The sequence below is a fragment of the Arthrobacter sp. 2RAF6 genome (assembly GCF_052115205.1).
In the GTDB taxonomy this organism is placed as follows: domain Bacteria; phylum Actinomycetota; class Actinomycetes; order Actinomycetales; family Micrococcaceae; genus Arthrobacter.
In genome coordinates this window covers 1-16945 of record NZ_JBFRGF010000048.1, presented here as the reverse complement: position 1 = coordinate 16945, position 16945 = coordinate 1, and the positions used below count along the sequence as shown (strand labels likewise).

General features: G+C 64.5%; 13 protein-coding genes. 7 read left to right on the top strand and 6 right to left on the bottom strand.

What is annotated here, in order from left to right; all coding sequences use genetic code 11:
• Positions 1–29 precede the first annotated feature (29 nt).
• Positions 30–785: an IclR family transcriptional regulator gene (locus AB4Z38_RS22765; RefSeq protein WP_059389461.1), complete on the bottom strand. Its 756-nt coding sequence runs from the start codon at positions 783–785 to the stop codon at positions 30–32.
• 210 nt (positions 786–995) lie between these two features.
• Between AB4Z38_RS22765 and AB4Z38_RS22760 the strand changes: the two genes are divergently transcribed.
• From AB4Z38_RS22760 to AB4Z38_RS22735, 6 genes are all read left to right on the top strand, one after another.
• A complete protein-coding gene (locus AB4Z38_RS22760; RefSeq protein WP_441431805.1) occupies positions 996–2420 on the top strand; it encodes an NAD-dependent malic enzyme in 1425 nt (474 codons plus the stop codon).
• Positions 2421–2434: 14 nt separating this feature from the next.
• Entirely contained in the window at positions 2435–4045 is a 1611-nt protein-coding gene (gene aceB, locus AB4Z38_RS22755) for a malate synthase A (RefSeq protein ID WP_441431804.1), read from the top strand.
• 2 nt (positions 4046–4047) lie between these two features.
• Positions 4048–5328: a DUF6986 family protein gene (locus tag AB4Z38_RS22750; RefSeq protein ID WP_441431803.1), complete on the top strand. Its 1281-nt coding sequence runs from the start codon at positions 4048–4050 to the stop codon at positions 5326–5328.
• Between the two features lie 10 nt (positions 5329–5338).
• A complete protein-coding gene (locus AB4Z38_RS22745) occupies positions 5339–6151 on the top strand; it encodes a bifunctional allantoicase/(S)-ureidoglycine aminohydrolase (protein ID WP_441431802.1) in 813 nt (270 codons plus the stop codon).
• Positions 6152–6403: 252 nt separating this feature from the next.
• Positions 6404–7630, top strand: a complete 1227-nt coding sequence (locus AB4Z38_RS22740; RefSeq protein WP_441431801.1) for a serine hydrolase domain-containing protein — start codon at positions 6404–6406, stop codon at positions 7628–7630.
• Between the two features lie 29 nt (positions 7631–7659).
• On the top strand, positions 7660–9045 hold the full coding sequence (locus tag AB4Z38_RS22735) for an AAA family ATPase (RefSeq protein ID WP_441431800.1): 1386 nt from the start codon (positions 7660–7662) through the stop codon (positions 9043–9045).
• 90 nt (positions 9046–9135) lie between these two features.
• Here AB4Z38_RS22735 and AB4Z38_RS22730 read toward each other — a convergent pair whose 3' ends face one another.
• Positions 9136–9381 carry a hypothetical protein gene (locus AB4Z38_RS22730; protein WP_441431799.1) on the bottom strand — a complete coding sequence of 82 codons (246 nt, stop codon included), beginning with the start codon at positions 9379–9381 and terminating at the stop codon, positions 9136–9138.
• Positions 9382–9538: 157 nt separating this feature from the next.
• Positions 9539–10177 carry an SGNH/GDSL hydrolase family protein gene (locus AB4Z38_RS22725; protein WP_441431798.1) on the bottom strand — a complete coding sequence of 213 codons (639 nt, stop codon included), beginning with the start codon at positions 10175–10177 and terminating at the stop codon, positions 9539–9541.
• Positions 10178–10616: 439 nt separating this feature from the next.
• On the opposite strand from AB4Z38_RS22725, the gene AB4Z38_RS22720 reads away from it, so the two are divergent.
• Positions 10617–13226 (top strand): bifunctional lysylphosphatidylglycerol flippase/synthetase MprF, encoded by a 2610-nt coding sequence (locus AB4Z38_RS22720; protein ID WP_441431797.1) that lies wholly within the window; start codon positions 10617–10619, stop codon positions 13224–13226.
• On the opposite strand, the gene AB4Z38_RS22715 is transcribed toward AB4Z38_RS22720, so the two are convergent.
• The 3 genes from AB4Z38_RS22715 to AB4Z38_RS22705 all read right to left on the bottom strand — a co-directional run bounded on the left by AB4Z38_RS22715 (position 13206) and on the right by AB4Z38_RS22705 (position 16700).
• Positions 13206–15044, bottom strand: coding sequence for a glycoside hydrolase family 15 protein (locus AB4Z38_RS22715; RefSeq protein ID WP_441431818.1), 1839 nt, complete (start codon positions 15042–15044; stop codon positions 13206–13208). The genes AB4Z38_RS22720 and AB4Z38_RS22715 overlap by 21 nt on opposite strands.
• Before the next feature lie 41 nt (positions 15045–15085).
• The gene (locus AB4Z38_RS22710; RefSeq protein ID WP_441431796.1) at positions 15086–15670 is read right to left on the bottom strand and encodes an adenylate kinase; all 585 of its coding nucleotides are present in this window, start codon (positions 15668–15670) and stop codon (positions 15086–15088) included.
• Between the two features lie 97 nt (positions 15671–15767).
• Positions 15768–16700 (bottom strand): threonine/serine dehydratase, encoded by a 933-nt coding sequence (locus AB4Z38_RS22705; RefSeq protein WP_441431795.1) that lies wholly within the window; start codon positions 16698–16700, stop codon positions 15768–15770.
• Between the last annotated feature and the right edge of the window lie 245 nt (positions 16701–16945).

Below are 16945 nucleotides of genomic sequence, written 5' to 3'. Positions count from 1 at the left end.
GCTGCCAGTTCGCGCGAAAGAAGACAAGGTCAGTTCTGGTTCAGCTCCGCGGAGATCGCGAGGGCAGCCTCGCGCAGCAGGGGCACGGCGCGGTCGGCAAAGTGCTGGTCCACGCGGGACACCGGCCCGGAAACGGAAATGGCGGTCGGCGTCGGAGCGTTGGGGACGGCCATCGCGAAGCAACGGACGCCGATCTCCTGCTCTTCCTCGTCGATCGAGTAGCCGCGTTCCCGGATCCGGTTCAAATCGGCGAGCAGGGAGTCGATGTCCCCGATGCTCTTTGCCGTGGGAGTCGGCATACCCGTGCGGGCTACGATGCCGCGGACCACTTCGTCATCCAGCTGGGCCAGGATTGCCTTTCCGACGCCGGTGTCGTGCGTGTGGGCGCGGCGGCCCACCTCGGTGAACATGCGCATGGAGTGCAGCGACGGAACCTGGGCAACGTAGATGACCATGTCGGAATCCAGCACGGCCATGTTGGACGTTTCGCCGAGCCGGTCCACGAGGGACTTCAGCTGGGGACGGGCCAGGGCTCCGAGCTGCTTGTTGGCGCCTTCGCCAAGCCGGATGAGCCGCGGGCCAAGCGCGTAGCGACGATTGGGCAGTTGCCGGATGTAGCCGAGGGACACCAAGGTGCGCAGCAGGCGGTGGATGGTGGGGAGCGGCAGGTCTGTCGACGACGACAGTTCGCTCAACGTGACGTCTCCGCCGGCGTCGGTGATGAGTTCCAGCAGTTCGAAGACGCGCTCGACGGACTGCACGCCTCCCGAGGGCTTTTCAGCCATTCCGTTGTCTCCTATGGCTCGGAATCCGACAACTCTTATCCGCATCGTGAAAAGAGTTGCTTAGAACACTCAAGATACAGCACGCGACGCCGGAATGCTTGCCCATCAGTTGGGGCTTGTGTTTCCACTTTGTAGATAATAATATCCATAATACGAAAACATTCGGTTTGAGCGGAGGCCCACTATGGGCCTGTACGAGGAGGAAATTCAATGGCGAACCCGAGCCCCGGAAATTCGATCACCCTGCGCGTCGCCGCGCCGTCGAGCTTCACTGCCACGAGCGAGCTGGCCGCAGCCGTCGCCACTGCCGGTGCGGCCGTCACCGCACTGGATGTGACGGAGTCGCACCACGACACCCTGGTTGTCGACGTCACTTGCAACACCACGGACGAAGACCACGCCAACCGCGTCAAGAACGCCCTCAACGCGCTCGACGGCGTGACGGTCCAGCACGTCTCGGACCGCACCTTCCTCATGCACCTGGGAGGCAAGCTCGAGGTCGTCCCGAAGGTGGCCCTGCGCAACCGCGACGACCTTTCGCGCGCCTACACTCCCGGCGTCGCACGCGTCTGCCTCGCCATCGCCGAGGACCCGGCCGCTGCACGCAATCTGACGGTCAAGCGCAACACGATCGCCGTCCTCACCGACGGTTCGGCCGTCCTTGGCCTGGGCAACATCGGCCCGGCCGCAGCCCTGCCTGTCATGGAAGGCAAGGCCGCGCTGTTCAAGCAGTTCGCCAACGTCGACGCATGGCCGGTCTGCCTGGACACCCAGGACACTGAAGAAATCATCATGATCGCCAAGGCCATGGCTCCGGTCTACGGCGGCATCAACCTTGAAGACATCGCCGCCCCGCGCTGCTTCGAAATCGAGAAGCGGCTCCGCGACGAGCTGGACATCCCCGTCTTCCACGACGACCAGCACGGAACGGCAATTGTCACGCTCGCGGCCCTCGTCAACGCGTTGCGCGTGGTGGACAAGAAGCTGTCCGAGGTCAAGATCGTGGTCTCCGGCGTCGGCGCTGCCGGCTCGGCGATCATCCAGCTCCTCAAGGCCCAGGGCGCGCAGCACATCGTCGCCGCAGGCCGTTCCGGCGCCATCCACTCGGGCGAAAAGTACGACGACGAACACCGTTCCTGGATTGCCGCGAACACGAACGAGGCCGGTTTCTCCGGCACGCTGCACGACGCCCTCAAGGGTGCGGACGTGTTCATCGGCGTCAGCGCTCCCCACGTGATCGGCGAAGAGCAGGTCGCCTCGATGGCCGAGGACGCGATCGTGTTCGCCATGGCCAACCCCACCCCGGAAATCGACCCGGTGATTGCGTCCAAGCACGCAGCCGTGGTCGCCACCGGCCGGAGCGACTTCCCCAACCAGATCAACAACGTGCTGGCCTTCCCGGGCTTCTTCCGCGGATTGCTCGACGCCGGAGCATCGGACATCATTCCGGAAATGCTCGTGGCCGCCGCAGAGGCTATCGCCAACCGGGTCGCAGATGATGAACTGAACGCGAGCTACATTATCCCCAGCGTCTTCGACCCCCACGTTGCCGCCGACGTCGCCTCAGCGGTGGCAAACGCAGCAAACGCAGCAAACGCGCGGCAGCAGCAAACGCAGGCCGCTAGCGCTCTCTAGGAAAGGACCATCCCATGGCTCTCACAGTCACAGACCCCCGGCCGATCGAACGAGCCGAGGAAATCCTGACTCCCAAGGCGTTGGCCTTCGTGGAGGAACTGCACCGCCGTTTCGCGGGCACCCGCTCCGAGCTGCTGGCTGCGCGCGTCGCCAAGCGTGAAGAAGTGGCCCGCACCGGACGCCTCGATTTCCTGCCCGAAACGCAGGACATCCGCGACGGCGACTGGAAGGTCGCCGAAGCACCCCGGGCCTTGCAGGACCGCCGGGTCGAGATGACCGGCCCGGCTTCCCCGGCAAAGATGGCTATCAACGCCCTGAATTCCGGCGCCAAGGTATGGCTCGCCGACCTCGAGGACGCCAGCACCCCGACGTGGGCGAACGTCATCGACGCCATCCTCAACCTCCGCGACGCCGCCCAGGGGACCCTGAGCTATACCTCCCCGGAGGGCAAGGAATACCGGCTCCGCACGGACGCGCCGCTCGCCGTCGTCGTCGCCCGCCCCCGCGGCTGGCACATGGACGAACGGCACCTGCTGCTCGACGGCGAACCCACCGTAGGCGCGCTGGTGGACTTCGGCCTGCACTTCTTCCACGTGGCCAAGCAGCTCCTGCTCAATGGCCAGGGCCCGTACTACTACCTGCCCAAGATGGAAAGCCACCTTGAGGCCCGCCTGTGGAACGACATCTTCGTCTTCGCCCAGGACTACCTCGGCATCCCGCAGGGCAGCGTCCGCGCGACCATGCTGATCGAAACCATCCCTGCCGCATTCGAAATGGACGAGTTCCTCTACGAACTGCGGGACCACGCTTCCGGCCTGAACGCCGGCCGCTGGGACTACCTGTTCAGCATCGTGAAGTACTTCCGCGACGCCGGCGAGTCCTTCATCCTGCCGGACCGCGCGTCTGTGGTCATGACGGCCCCGTTCATGCGCGCCTACACGGAACTACTGGTCAAGACCTGCCACAAGCGCGGCGCGTTCGCCATGGGCGGCATGGCTGCCGTCATCCCGAACCGCCGCGAGCCCGAAGTCACGGCCCAGGCCTTCGAGAAGGTGCGCGCGGACAAGACCCGCGAAGCCAACGACGGTTTCGATGGTTCCTGGGTGGCCCACCCGGACCTCGTCTCCACATGCCGCGAAGTGTTCGACTCGGTGCTCGGCGATCCGGCAAACGGCGGCAAGCCGAACCAGCTGGACAAGCAGCGCCCCGAGGTCTCCGTGACTGCCGAGCAGCTGCTGGACATCTCCTCCGCCGGTGGCCACGTGACCGAGGCCGGGCTTCGCCTGAACCTCTACGTCGCCGTCGCGTACACCGCGGTGTGGCTCTCCGGCAGCGGCGCCGTCGCGATCCACAACCTCATGGAAGACGCCGCCACTGCGGAAATCTCCCGTTCACAGGTGTGGCAGCAGATCCGCAACAAGTCCGTCCTTGCCGACACGGGCAACACGGTCACCCGCGAACTGGTCACCCGGATCCTCGGCGAAGAGACCGACCGCCTGCGCAGCGAGGTTGACTCTGAGACCTTCGAGAAGTTCTACGAGCCGGCCAGCCGCCTGATCGCGGACATCTGTCTCTCCGAGGACTACACCGACTTCCTGACCACTCCCGCCTACGAGCTGGTGTAGGAATGGCCGCATCCTCCTTCTCTGCTTCCCTGACTCCGTCGGATTTCGCCGCGATCGACTCCCAGCTGGCCGCCACCGACCAGCTCCTGGAGCGCAACTACCCCGGCGACGACGGCACCCGCCAGCCCGTGCACACGGTCTACGTACCGGCGGACCGTTTCACACCGTCGCTCTCCGCGGAATGGGGCGCCCAGGCGATCACGACGGCGGAGGCCCACGGCGGTCTCGAAAGGCTCGGTGCGTTGCTGGGCCAGGAGCCCGAACTGGCTGCCGCCGTCGCCACGCGTGTGGCTGCCAAGTTGCGCAGCGAACCGATCGAGGACCTGCGCCTCGACTTCGAGGACGGCTACGGCGACCGGGGCGACGAAGCAGAAGACGTCGCGGCCGTAGCGGCTGCGCAGGCTGTCAGCGAAGCCGTTGCCGCGGGTTCTGCCCCGCCGTTCATCGGCATCCGGTTCAAGTGCTTCGAGGCGCCCACCCGGGCACGTGGCCTGAAGACCCTGGACCTTTTCGTCTCCACTTTGGCCTCGGCCGGGGAGCTGCCCGAGGGCCTCGTACTGACGTTGCCGAAAGTCACCACAGTGGCCCAGGTACAGGCAATGGACTTCGCGGTCTCCCGGCTCGAAGAGATCCACTCCCTTCCGGCGGGCCGGCTCCGTTTCGAAGTCCAGGTAGAGACGCCGCAACTGATCCTCGGCCCGGAGGGGACCTCCCCGGTGGCCCGGCTTCCGCACGCAGTTCCGGGCCGCATCAGCGCACTGCACTACGGCACGTACGACTACTCCGCTTCGCTACAGATCTCCGCGGAGTACCAGTCCATGGAGCACCCCGTGGCGGATTTCGCGAAGGAAGTCATGCAGTTGGCCGTTGCGGGCACGGGCATCCGGCTCTCCGACGGCTCCACCAACATCATCCCGGTGGGCGACAACGTGGAAAACGCGTGGAAGCTGCACGGCCGGTTGGTCCGCCGTTCCCTCGAACGCGGCTACTACCAGGGCTGGGACCTGCACGCTGCCCAGTTGCCGAGCCGGTTCGCGGCAACGTATGCCTTCTACCGCGAGGGCCTGCCTGCTGCCGCGGCCCGCCTCCGCAACTACGTGGACCGCACCGAAGGCGGCGTCATGGACGAACCCGCCACTGCCCGTGCCCTCGCCGCCTTCGTCCTGCGCGGCGTCCAGTGCGGAGCGGTGGGTTCCGAAGAAGTGCTGGCGCTTGCCGGCGTCGAACTCTCCCGGCTGACTGCACTGGCGCATCCCCGGCTGGCACAATCCACCTCCAAGTAAGGATCCAATGATGGGAAAGTACTACTACCCCCAGGGCGGGCTGCCGCCGCAGACCCACCTCACCACGGAACGGGCCATCGTCACCGAGGCCTACACCGTGATCCCCAAGGGTGTCATGACCGACATCGTGACCAGCACCCTGCCGGGTTTCTCCAACACCCGTTCCTGGATCCTGGCCCGCCCGATTTCCGGATTCGCCACCACGTTCTCCCAGCTCATCGTGGAGATCGGCCCGGGAGGCGGCGCTCCCAAGGCCGAGTTCGAGGCAGGCGTCGAAGGCGTCGTCTTCATCACCAAGGGCAAGGTCAACCTGACCCTTGACGGCGAACTGCACGAGCTCGAGGAGGGCGGCTATGCCTATCTGGCCGCCGGTGCCTCTTGGGGCCTGGAAAACGTCTCCGACGACATCGTCTCCTTCCAATGGATCCGCAAGGCCTACGAACGGCTTGAGGGTTACGAGGCAAAGTCCTTCGTGACGAGTGATGCCGAGGTGGAGCCCACCGCGATGCCGGACACCGACGGCGCCTGGAAGACCACCCGCTTCACGGATTCCAGCGACCTGGCCCACGACATGCAGGTGAACATTGTGACGTTCCAGCCGGGCGGGGTCATCCCGTTTCCGGAGACCCACGTCATGGAGCACGGCCTCTACGTGCTTGAGGGCAAGGCCATGTACCTGCTGAACAATGACTGGGTGGAAGTGGAAGCCGGCGACTTCATGTGGCTCCGCGCCTTTTGCCCGCAGGCCTGCTACGCCGGCGGGCCGGGCCAGTTCCGTTACTTGCTGTACAAGGACATGAACCGGCAGATCAAGCTGACCTAGGCCTTCGGGCCACCCCAACTGACTCGCAGTAGGTGTCGTTATGAGCGCCCATAACGACGTTAACTGCGTGGGGCCACGCCGCCCGGGTTCCCTGGCCGAGCTTGCGAGGCGAGGGTGGCGGTGGGGATTAGTTGGGTTTGGGCCGCACCCGCGTTGTCAACGTTGACCCCTTCGCTTCCGAAGAGGACGATCGAAACTACGGGGGCAAGGGCGCCCAGCCGTTGCCCGGCAGCGTAGCTTCAGGAGGCAGCCATGGAGGCTGCGCGGGCCTCTCACACTTCACGCGTATCCCGCGTATCCCGCGTATTCCAGGCGGGATTCCGGGTGGCCGTCGTCCTGGCTTTGACCTTGGCGTCAGGCGCTTGCACCTACCCTCTGGCAAGTGAACCCCCGGCCGGTACCTCTTCGTCCGATTCGCAAACAGCACTTCCGGAATCCCCAGTTGCGGATTTCTTCGCGCATGAAATGCTCAGCCGGGGCGCGCCGGCCGTTGTCGTCCAGATCAAAGTCCGGGGTCGGGAATGGTCCCGGGCCTACGGCAGCCAAGACGTCGAGACCGGCGAACCGGTAGCCGTGACCGACCGGATCCAGGCCGGCGGCATCACGCAGTCAATGGTGGCGGTTTCGGTGCTCAAGCTTGTCCAGGAAGGAAAGCTGGGCCTTGAGGACCCCGTCACGGAGTACTTCCCGGAATTCGAGCAGCTCGTCCACCCGCCCGGCCCCGTCACGATCCGCTCCCTGTTGAACCACAGCTCCGGCCTGCCCGACGCACCGGAAGCCATCTTGAAGGCCATACCGCCCAAACAGGCCATCGACACGAGGTTCAGCATCGAGGACTATCTCCGGATGGCCGGGACCGTGCCGTGGGCACATGCCAACTTCCAGCTGTTCCGCTTCTCGGATGCCAACTACGTCGCCTTGGCAGCGATCGTACAAAAACTCCGCGGCCGGCCGATCGGAGATGTCCTGAAGTCAGAGATCTTTGTGCCGCTCGGAATGAGCCACACCTCGCTGTCTGCTGAGCCGGACCGGGATGCGCGCGGCATGATCCAGAGCTATGAATTCATCGACGGCGAGCGCATCAATGCCTCGCAGCCGGAGTACCTGGTCGGTTCCCCCGCCGAGGGAGTCATCTCCACGGTGGGCGATATCAACACGTTCTATGCTGCGCTCATGCAGGGCCGGCTACTCACGGCGAACACCCTCCGCGACATGCAAACCCTGTGGCAGGAGAACCACGGACTCGGGCTGCAGCGTTGGAATGACGAATGCACGAACGGCTTCTACTACGGCTACGGCGGCAGCACCTGGTTTGCGAGCATCGCGTTGTCCACGAGCGACGGGAGCCGCCAGATAGCCATGAGCTTCGCCTATCCGTCGGACACGGACAAACACATTGAATCGACGGACGGCACCGGCCAGTCGGAGTTCGAGCAGCTCAGGGAGGTGGCCATCGCGACCATGAACGGGCTCTGCTGAGTCGGTACCCCTCCTGCTAGGGTCTGTGCATGGATGAAAAATTGGGGAAATTCATCGAAGACTTCGCAACACTGACCCGGCTGGCCCAGTCCGGATTGGACCACGCCAATGACAGCGAGCAGCTTTTACAGGCGTTGACCGGGCATCTCGGCGTGCCCGCACATGAACTATCGGTCGTGACGGAGGAGATCCCGCCCCACCGCTTGGTGGACGTGGACATCGTGATGGAAGGGCTGGCTGGCCGCGACCCGGATTGGCGGCTGGTAGGAATCGGCGGCGGCGATCAGCGCCACCACATGTCCTTCAGCGACATGTTGCAGCAATCCAGTAGCTACCCGCGTTTTCCCCTCGCCCAGGCGGACTACACCAACCTCGCCACTGGTCCGGAGCAACAGCGCCAGGCCGTGGCTTTGGGGCTCTGGCTCTTCAGATACGCCGGCTCACCCGTAGCGGTACTCCAGCGCGGGGCCAGGATGGACCGCGGCCGGCAATCCGCGTCCCTTGAAGTCCTGGCCACGCAGCCTGATGTAGCTTCCGAGCTCCTGGCCGAGGTACGGCGCGACATGGAGCACCAGAGCGTTTTCAAAGGCCAGATCATTGCCCTCGCGGTCAGCGACTACGGGCCGAGCATCAGCGGGGTGACCTTCATCAGGCGCCCTGAACTCGCCAGCGGTGATGTGGTCCTTCAGGATGGCCTCCTCGACAAGGTGGAGAGCCACACCCTGGGCATTGCCCGGCGGGCGGACATCTTGGCTGCACACGGACAGCATCTCAAGCGCGGCCTCCTTCTCTACGGACCGCCGGGGACCGGCAAGACACACACCGTCCGGTACCTGCTGAGCCAAAGTGAGGGTACGACGGCGGTGCTCCTCTCCGGCGGTTCGCTCGCCAGGATTGCCGAGGCAGCCAAGATCGCCCGGGCTTTGGCGCCGTCCATCGTCGTGCTGGAGGACTGCGACCTGATCGCCGAAGACCGCAGCTTCGGCCACGGCCCCAAACCGCTGCTCTTCGAGGTGCTCGATGCGATGGACGGGCTCGACGACGATGCCGATATCGCGTTCGTGCTGACGACCAACCGCGTTGACCTGTTGGAACGGGCCCTCGCCCAGCGGCCCGGACGCGTCGACCTGGCGGTGGAAATCCCGCTTCCGTCCAAGCACGAACGGGTGCAACTATTGCGGCTGTATTCGCACGGGCTCTTGTTCTCCCCGTCGGCGATCGAAACCGCTGCAGCGCACACAGCCGGCACCACGGCGTCGTTCGCCAAGGAACTGATCCGACGCTCGGTGGTCGCGGCCGCACTCGCGGGCGAGACTCCCGGCGATTCGCACTTGGGCTTCGCGGTCGGCCAGCTCATGGCCGATAGCGAAACCCTCACCCGGAGCCTCCTCGGAAGCAACGGGGGTGCGGAGTAACCAGTGGACGCAAGCGCCACACCAGCATCTGGGTAGCCACGGTTACAAGAACGTGGCCCTCACCCGGGCCAATCCGGCGACGCGAAGCACTCAGGCCGGAGAATTCTCCTGTTCGGGCTCCTGGTCCGCGGGAGTCCACGTGAGCTTGACCGTGGCTCCGCCGTTGTTCTCGTCGATCCTCATGCGCAGTTCCTCGCCATAGAGGAACTCGTGTTCAAAATGCCGTCCGTCAATGCGAGCCGCATCCAGGAGCTTCGTCATCGCCGTTGCCATCGCCCGGCCCCAATCATGCGGATTCTTGCTGGACGCTTGTTCAAGGGCTGAATAGCTGACCATAAATCAATTGTTCTCCGGCGCGCGAACTTCTGCCAGCTTCAATCTTCGGTGGGCTCAGTCTTCGGTTGGCGTGGTGCGCGTGAGTTCGATGGCCATCGGCTCTCAGCCTGCGGACAACGCTTGCCCGGTTTTCCGGTTCCTCCGGTTACCGCAATTCTCATGATGCACTCCTCGGATCCGGCTGCAGGCGAAGGCCCGCCGCCGCCATGTCCGCGGCCAGGACATCGCCGAGCTTGGCATGCCCGGCAGCGTTCAGGTGCACGCCGTCCACCAGGTCCCCGGCGACCTGATATCTGCTGATCCAGTCTCCGACGCTGAAGAACGGAGCCCCGGCCTTGGCTGCAATATTGCCCAGCAGCGCGTCAACCTGGGTGCGGCGCCCCCCGCCCGCGCTGGCACCCCTGGCAAGAGTTCCGATAATCACGATCTTCGCCTGTGGGTACCTCTTTTTGAGGGCGGCGAGGAGCCTGTTGGCGTTGGCCGTGATCTGCTCATCGCTGGCGTTATGGGCGGCATCGTTGCCTCCACCTTCGACAACGATCAGCGGCGGCGTCCCATAAGGCAGGACCCAGTCTCCTCGTTGCAGCGCATCGATGTAGTTGCCGCTCTTGCTCGTCGCGGCCACGTATCCCGTACCGCCCCGGGCCACGGAGTACACCTTGTAACCAAGCGAGCCCAAAGCCTCCCGCGGCCAAGAGCCCATTGGCTCAGACTGGGAGTCCCCAATGAGGACGGCCGTGCGCCGGACGTCCGCGAGGATGATTTCGTTCCGGTTATTGCTCGGGTTCTTGTACAAGGACCCAAGCGGAAGCTTTGACGGATCCGGCCCGGAATCAGGTTTCTTGGGACTTTGGCCCGCTGCCGCTGGACTCCCTGAGGGCGCAACGGGTGCCACTGTTTGCCTGCCGCTGGATGACTCGCTCGGTTCAGCGGGTGCCTGTGAACAGCCTGCCAAAAGCACTCCGGCCGCGATCACGGATGCAGCGGAGCGGAGTATGCGAGATTTGTGCATCGACCTGTCCCGGGCTTGCTTTCTGTTCGTTTAAGCGTTGTATAAGCAACTTTGCATTGCTCCTAGACCGGTGACGGAACGAGCCGGCAGCCTGCCTACGACGGAGTCTATTGGATCGGGACGGGGAAGGTCACGGCGACGTGGGTATTATCCTCGTCGGACGGCCGGTGTGGAAGAATTTCATTTCGCACCCCCATCTTTCCGACGCACAGATAGGAACCCCGTGCACGCACCGGCGCACGAGCCGGAAACCCACCCCGTCCCCGATGTCCGTTCGCGGCGATCATGGACGGGAAGACTGCGCTCAGCGCAGCTCACGTTGGGTTTTGTCGTCGTTTTCTGGGGATTGGGAGCGCTGACCTCCAGTCTCGCCACGGGACCGGACGCGCAATTGCGGCTCAATTTCGCACTTACGCCCCGCTCCGTACCTGATCACTGGTGGGCCGCCGTGACTTCCGCCGTCTGGGCCAGGGACCTGACGGGCTACGTGCTGGAAACTGCTTTGGTGCTGCTGGTGGGCGTGCCTTTGGAACGGCGAATGGGACGGCGGGCGTACGCAATCGCTGCTGTCTCCAGCCAGATTCTGGGCGTTAGCGTTGCCCTTGGATTCCTTGCCTTGGCCCAAGGATTGCTCGGTAGCTGGACTGCGGAGATAGGCAGCCATCTCTTCGTGGGTCCGAGTGCGTTCATCATCGGTACCGCCATGGCGGGAACTGCGTCCATGGCAACCCTGTGGAGGCGCCGGATCCGGCTCGTCGTCTTCGCCTTGTTGCTCCTCCTCGCCCTGTACAGCGGAGGGTTTGCGGACCTGGTCAGGCTCGGCGCCGCAGGTGCGGGTACGGTTCTCGGGCCGTTGCTGATGGGCCGTCGGCCACGGTTTGCGCGTCCGGTCAGTTCCCGGCACGAGGGCCGGGTGCTCCTTTCGCTGCTCATCGCAGTATCGGCGATCGGTCCGGTAGTCGCCGGCCTGATCCCGCATGCGGTAGGACCGTTGTCCATCCTGCGTTTCCTGTTTACCAACATCCAGCCCGTCGATCCCCAAACGCTCCAGGGCCTCTGCTCGGATCCGGCGCAAGCGAAGGACTGTGCCGTCGCGCAGCTGCAGTTGCGCGCCGGCGCCGGCGGGATCTTCATGGCCATTCTTCCGTCTTTCCTCCTGCTGCTGCTTGCGGAGGGCCTCCGCCGCGGACGGCGCTTTGCTTGGGTCGGGACCCTATTGATCCAGGTGGGTCTTTCCGTCCTGGCTGGAATTGCACTCGCCGGAGTCCTGCAGCCGACCACTTCGGATACCGGTGCGAGCGAGGGAATTGCCGCAATCGAAGGATCGGCTCCCTCGCAGCCGTTCACCCTGGCCCTGCCGCTGCTCCTGCCCCTTGCGTTGACCATCATTCTGCTCGCGACCCGGGGACTGTTTCATGTCCAGGCGCCGAAAGGGACCTACAGACGCCTCGCAGTCCGGGTACTTGGGATAGCGGCTGTGCTCAGTGTCGTCTATGTCGGCGCCGGGTTCTTCCTCGCGCGGGATTTCTCCCCTGTTCCGGGGCTGCCGGAGCTACTTGCAGATGTCCCTGACCGGTTCCTTCCGCTGGGCTTCGTCCTGGATGTGCCGCCAGCGATCTTCCCCCAAGGCACGGCCGCCGTTCTCGTGTACGAAGGCGTCGGGGTCGTCTTTTGGGCGGTCGCGGGTGTCATGATCTTCAGGACGTTCCTCCACCAGGCTCACACCCGGCACGACGCCAGTACGGAGCGTGCCCGAAAAGTCATCAAGACGTGGGAGGGAAGCTCGCTGTCCTGGATGACCACGTGGCCGGGAAACATGTACTGGTTCTCCGCATCCGGGCAGTCTTTTGTCGCCTACCGGGTCAGCACGGGGGTTGCGCTTACGCTGGGCGGCCCGGTGGGACCCACATCCGAGACGACTGCCGTCTTTGAAGAATTTGCCCGTTATTGCAGGGGCAATGGGTGGACGCCGTGTTTCTACTCCGTACCCCAGGAATTGCGCGACCACGCGGATTCCTCCGGATGGAGCTCCGCACAGGTAGCCCAGGAAACAGTCCTGCCATTGAATTCGGTCTCCTTCAAGGGAAAGAAGTTCCAGGACATCCGTACGGCGTTAAACAATGCTTCGAAGGCGGGCATCCGCTACGAATGGACGAGTTACGCCTCGGCTTCTTTCTCGGTGCAGGTCCAGATCGAGGAAATCTCCGAAGAATGGGTGGCAGACAGGAACATGCCCGAAATGGGCTTCACCCTGGGCAGCCTGGACGAACTCGACGACCCCGAGGTGCGCTGCCTGCTTGCTATCGACAAGCGCCACACAGTGCACGCAGTCACCTCTTGGTTGCCCGTCTACCGCAACGGGCACATTGTTGGCTGGACCCTCGATTTCATGCGCCGCCGTAGCGGCGGCTTCCGTGCCAGCATCGAATTCCTCATCGCTTCCGCGGCCCTCAGCCTCAAGGATGAAGGATGCGAATTCGTGAGCCTTTCGGGTGCGCCCCTGGCACGTGTCGAAGAGGATCCTTCGGAGGTGCCGCGCCCAAGGCCACGATCCCGGCCTCCCGGCAACCTCGACCGCCTGCTCGACTGGTTGGGGGCGACTTTGGAACCGGTGTACGGGTTCAGGTCCCTCCTGGCGTTCAAAGCAAAATTCCGGCCCCGGTATGAGCCGCTCTACATGCTCTACCCCGATGCCGCTTCCTTGCCCGCCGTTGGGGCCGCGGTGGCACGGGCCTATCTGCCAATGCTCAACCTCGGAGCGGGGCTGGCCTTGGCAGGCCGGATCTTCCGTTGGCCCAAGCGCTCCGGAACGTCAGGTCAGAGCCGCCCCTGAAGCCGTCGAGGACGCCCCTGACGGGGAGCCTGACGGCGAACCCGACGTCGGGACCCCGCCGATCGGGACATTGCTGTGGTGCGCTTTGCCGTGGTGAAGTTGCAAGGCGCTGAGCACCAAGCCGAAATGGCTGAAGGCCTGGGGCGTATTGCCAAGTTGCCGGCCCGCATGTGCGTCCCATTCTTCGCTCAGCAGGCCCACATCGTTGCGCAGGGCCAGGAGCCTCTCGAAGAGGGCTGTCGCCTCCGCACGGCGCCCCGCCCCCAAGAGTGCGTCCACCATCCAGAAGGAACACGCAAGGAAGACGCCCTCCCCGCCCGGCAGTCCGTCGTCGCTGTCCTGCGGACGGTAGCGCAGCACGAAGCCGTCTTCCGTCAGCTCACGCTGGATGGCGTCGATGGTGCCGATCACGCGCGGATCGTCGTGCGGCAGGAAGCCCACCTTGGGGATGAGGAGAAGGCTCGCGTCCAGCTCCCTGCTCCCGTAGGACTGGACGAAGGTATTGCGGTCCGCGTCGAAACCGCGGGTCATGACTTCGTCATGGATGGTGTCCCGCAAAGCCTCCCAGCGATCTAGCGGACCGGGCATCCCGGATTCACGGATTCCCCGGACCATCCGGTCAGCCGCAACCCAGGCCATCACTTTCGAGTGCACAAAGTGGCGCCGCGGGCCGCGTACTTCCCAAAGTCCGTTGTCGGGCTTGTCCCAGGTGCCCTCAAGGTGGCGCATCAAGGCGGTTTGGATAGCCCAGGACTCATCGCCGACGGTCATCAGCGATGCCCGGGTCAGGGACAGGCAGTCCAGGACCTCTCCCCACACGTCCAGCTGAAGCTGCTCCGCTGCCGCATTCCCGATTCGGACCGGCTTCGAACCCTGGTATCCCGCAAGCCACGTCAGCTCCGTCTCGGGCAATCGCCTGCGACCATGCAAGCTGTACATGATCTGGAGATCAGCCGGGTCGCCGGCCACTGCGCGGAGTAGCCAGTCCCGCCAAGCGCTGGCCTCCTCGGTATAGCCGGCGGCCAGGAATGCTTGAAGAGTCAATGTGGCATCACGCAGCCAGCAATAGCGGTAGTCCCAGTTCCGCGGACCGCCGATCTGTTCGGGGAGCGAGGTGGTGGCGGCGGCAACAATGCCCCCGGTAGGCGCATAGGTGAGGGCCTTCAGCGTGATCAAGGATCGCTGAACGGCTTTCCGGTACGGCCCCCGGACCGTGGATCGCTTGGACCAATCCGTCCAGAATGCTGCGGTGTCCTCGAGCGCGATATCTGCCTCGACAGAGCGTGGCCGCCGTTCGTGGCTGGGCGCCCAGGTCAGGACGAAGGGGACGTGGTCACCGGCGTTCACAGTGAACTCGCTGACTGTGGTGAAGTCCTTGCCTACCAACGGCGCCGGGGTCTTGAGGTAGACGGAGTCCGGACCGGCAACCGCGCGGAGGCCGTGCCTGTCGCGGCGCACCCAGGGCACCACGTGCCCATAGTCGAACCTCAGGATCAGCTCCCCACGCATCTTGACCGTCCCGCGAATCCCTTCAACCACGCGCACGATGTCCGCGACGGCGTCGCGCGGCGGCATGAAGTCGATGACCCGGACGTGCCCTTCTTTGGTTTCCCACTCCGTTTCAAGGATGAGGGTTCCGTCCCGGTACTGGCGGCGCGTGCAAATGCCCCCCGATTCTGGCGCCAAGAGCCAGCGCCCGGCTTGAGGGGAATCCAGGAGCGCGGCGAAGCACGCAGGCGAATCGAAACGCGGGAGGCACAGCCAGTCTATGGATCCCGCAGTGCTGACGAGGGCTGCGGTGTGCAGGTCCCCGATCATTGCATAGTCTTCGATTCTTTGGCCGGTAGCCGGTTGACCGTTCACAGTCCCTTTCCTAGTGCTGATTCGATGGCGGCTATTGCCTTGGCCGTGATCTCTTCCCGCTGGCCGGAACCATCCACGCCGAGCACGATTCCGCGCTCGGAGTATCGTTCAACCACTGCCTGTGTCTCGTTACGGTAAAGCTCCAGGCGACGCCGGATCACCGGTGCTGTGTCATCGCTTCGGCCCTGCTCCTGCGCCCTGCGGAGCATCCGCGCGACGAGCTCGTCGTCGTCTACCGCTAGTTCGACGACGGCATCCAGCCGCTGCTGCTTGCCAGCCAGAATGCCGTCCAATGCCTCGATCTGCGCCGTCGTGCGGGGATATCCGTCCAGGAGGAATCCGGCCAGGACGTCGGCGTTGCCAAGCCGCTGACGGATCATGGCATTGGTGACGTGATCCGGCACGAACTCACCGCTGTCCATGTACTTGCTGGCTTCGGCTCCGAGTTCTGTCTTGCCACCGACGTGCGCGCGGAAGATGTCTCCGGTGGAAATGGCAGGTATGCCGAAATGCCCGGCGATGTGCTCAGCCTGGGTACCCTTGCCCGAGCCAGGAGGGCCCATGATGATTAATCGCGTCATGCCACTGTCCGTTCGTGAAGCGGTTTTGCGTGCCCCGGCATTGTGGCTAGAGCTTAGCAACTGTGAAGGGCTCGCGGCAGGGCCACGGCAGGCCGCTTCAGACCGTTGCGGGGTCGGTATTAGCACCACAGAGGATCACGGCCACGCGTTCCCCTTCGGCCGGAACATACGCTCCGGAGTTCACGGCCGCGAAAGCGGCGGCCGCGCCATGTTCCACGACAATCCGGTACTGCTCCCAGAGCAGGGAGCGTGCCGCGGCGATGTCGTCGTCGGACACCAGGACCGTCCGGACGCCCGTGCGGACGGCCACCTCGAAACCGATCCGGCCGATCTGCCGGGCCCCCAGGGAATCCGCGGCGATCCCGGAGACGGCAACGTCAACGGGTGCCCCTGCAGCGAGGGCCGAATAGAGTGTGGGAGCGTTGTCCGGTTCGACGCCGACAACCAGGGCGTGACCTTCGACGGCGGCCGCGATTCCCGCCATGAGTCCACCGCCTCCAACGGCCACCACCACGGTGTCTATCCCGCCCAGCTGTTCCAGGAGCTCCGAGCCGACGGTGCCGGCGCCAGCGGCGATTTCGGCTTGGTCGTAAGCATGGCAGTAGACTGCACCGGTTTCCGCGGCGTAGTCGAGGGCGGCCTCAAACGCTTCGGCGTACTCGGTTCCGCGCTGGATCACCGTGGCTCCGCTGGCCTTGAGCTTCTTGACCTTCACTGCAGGTGCGGTCTCGGGGACAAAAACGGTCGCCGGCACCCCGAGTTGCGCCGCGGCATAGGCATTCGCCAACCCCGCGTTGCCTCCAGAGGCGACGACGATTCCGACATCGTCCTTCAGCTCGCCGCGCTCCCGGGCTGCCAGCACGCGGTTGAAAGCGCCCCTCGCCTTGAACGTCCCCGTGTGCTGCATGAACTCGCATTTGAACCACAATTGCCCGGGCACCGTCCCGGCATCCGCCTCGAAAACGGGTGTGCGGCGGATCCTCCCCGCAATCCGGGCGGCAGCTTCATCGACGTCGACGCGTGTGATCATGGGAAGTCCTCGTTCCGTGCGGTCCGATCGTGGGCAGGCGCTAGCCTCAGGCTATCGCCTACCGCGTGGGTCCACGCCGGCGAGGGTGGCGGTGGGACTTAGCCTCGATCCACCGGTCGGGTTGAGGTCGTAGCGGCGGGTTAAACGGAGAATGCCTGTCGGATCGGGAAAAATGGGGTTTGTCTAGAACTCCGTTTAACCAATCCGAGAGGCATCTCGTAGGTGCAACTTTTCCATAGATCCAC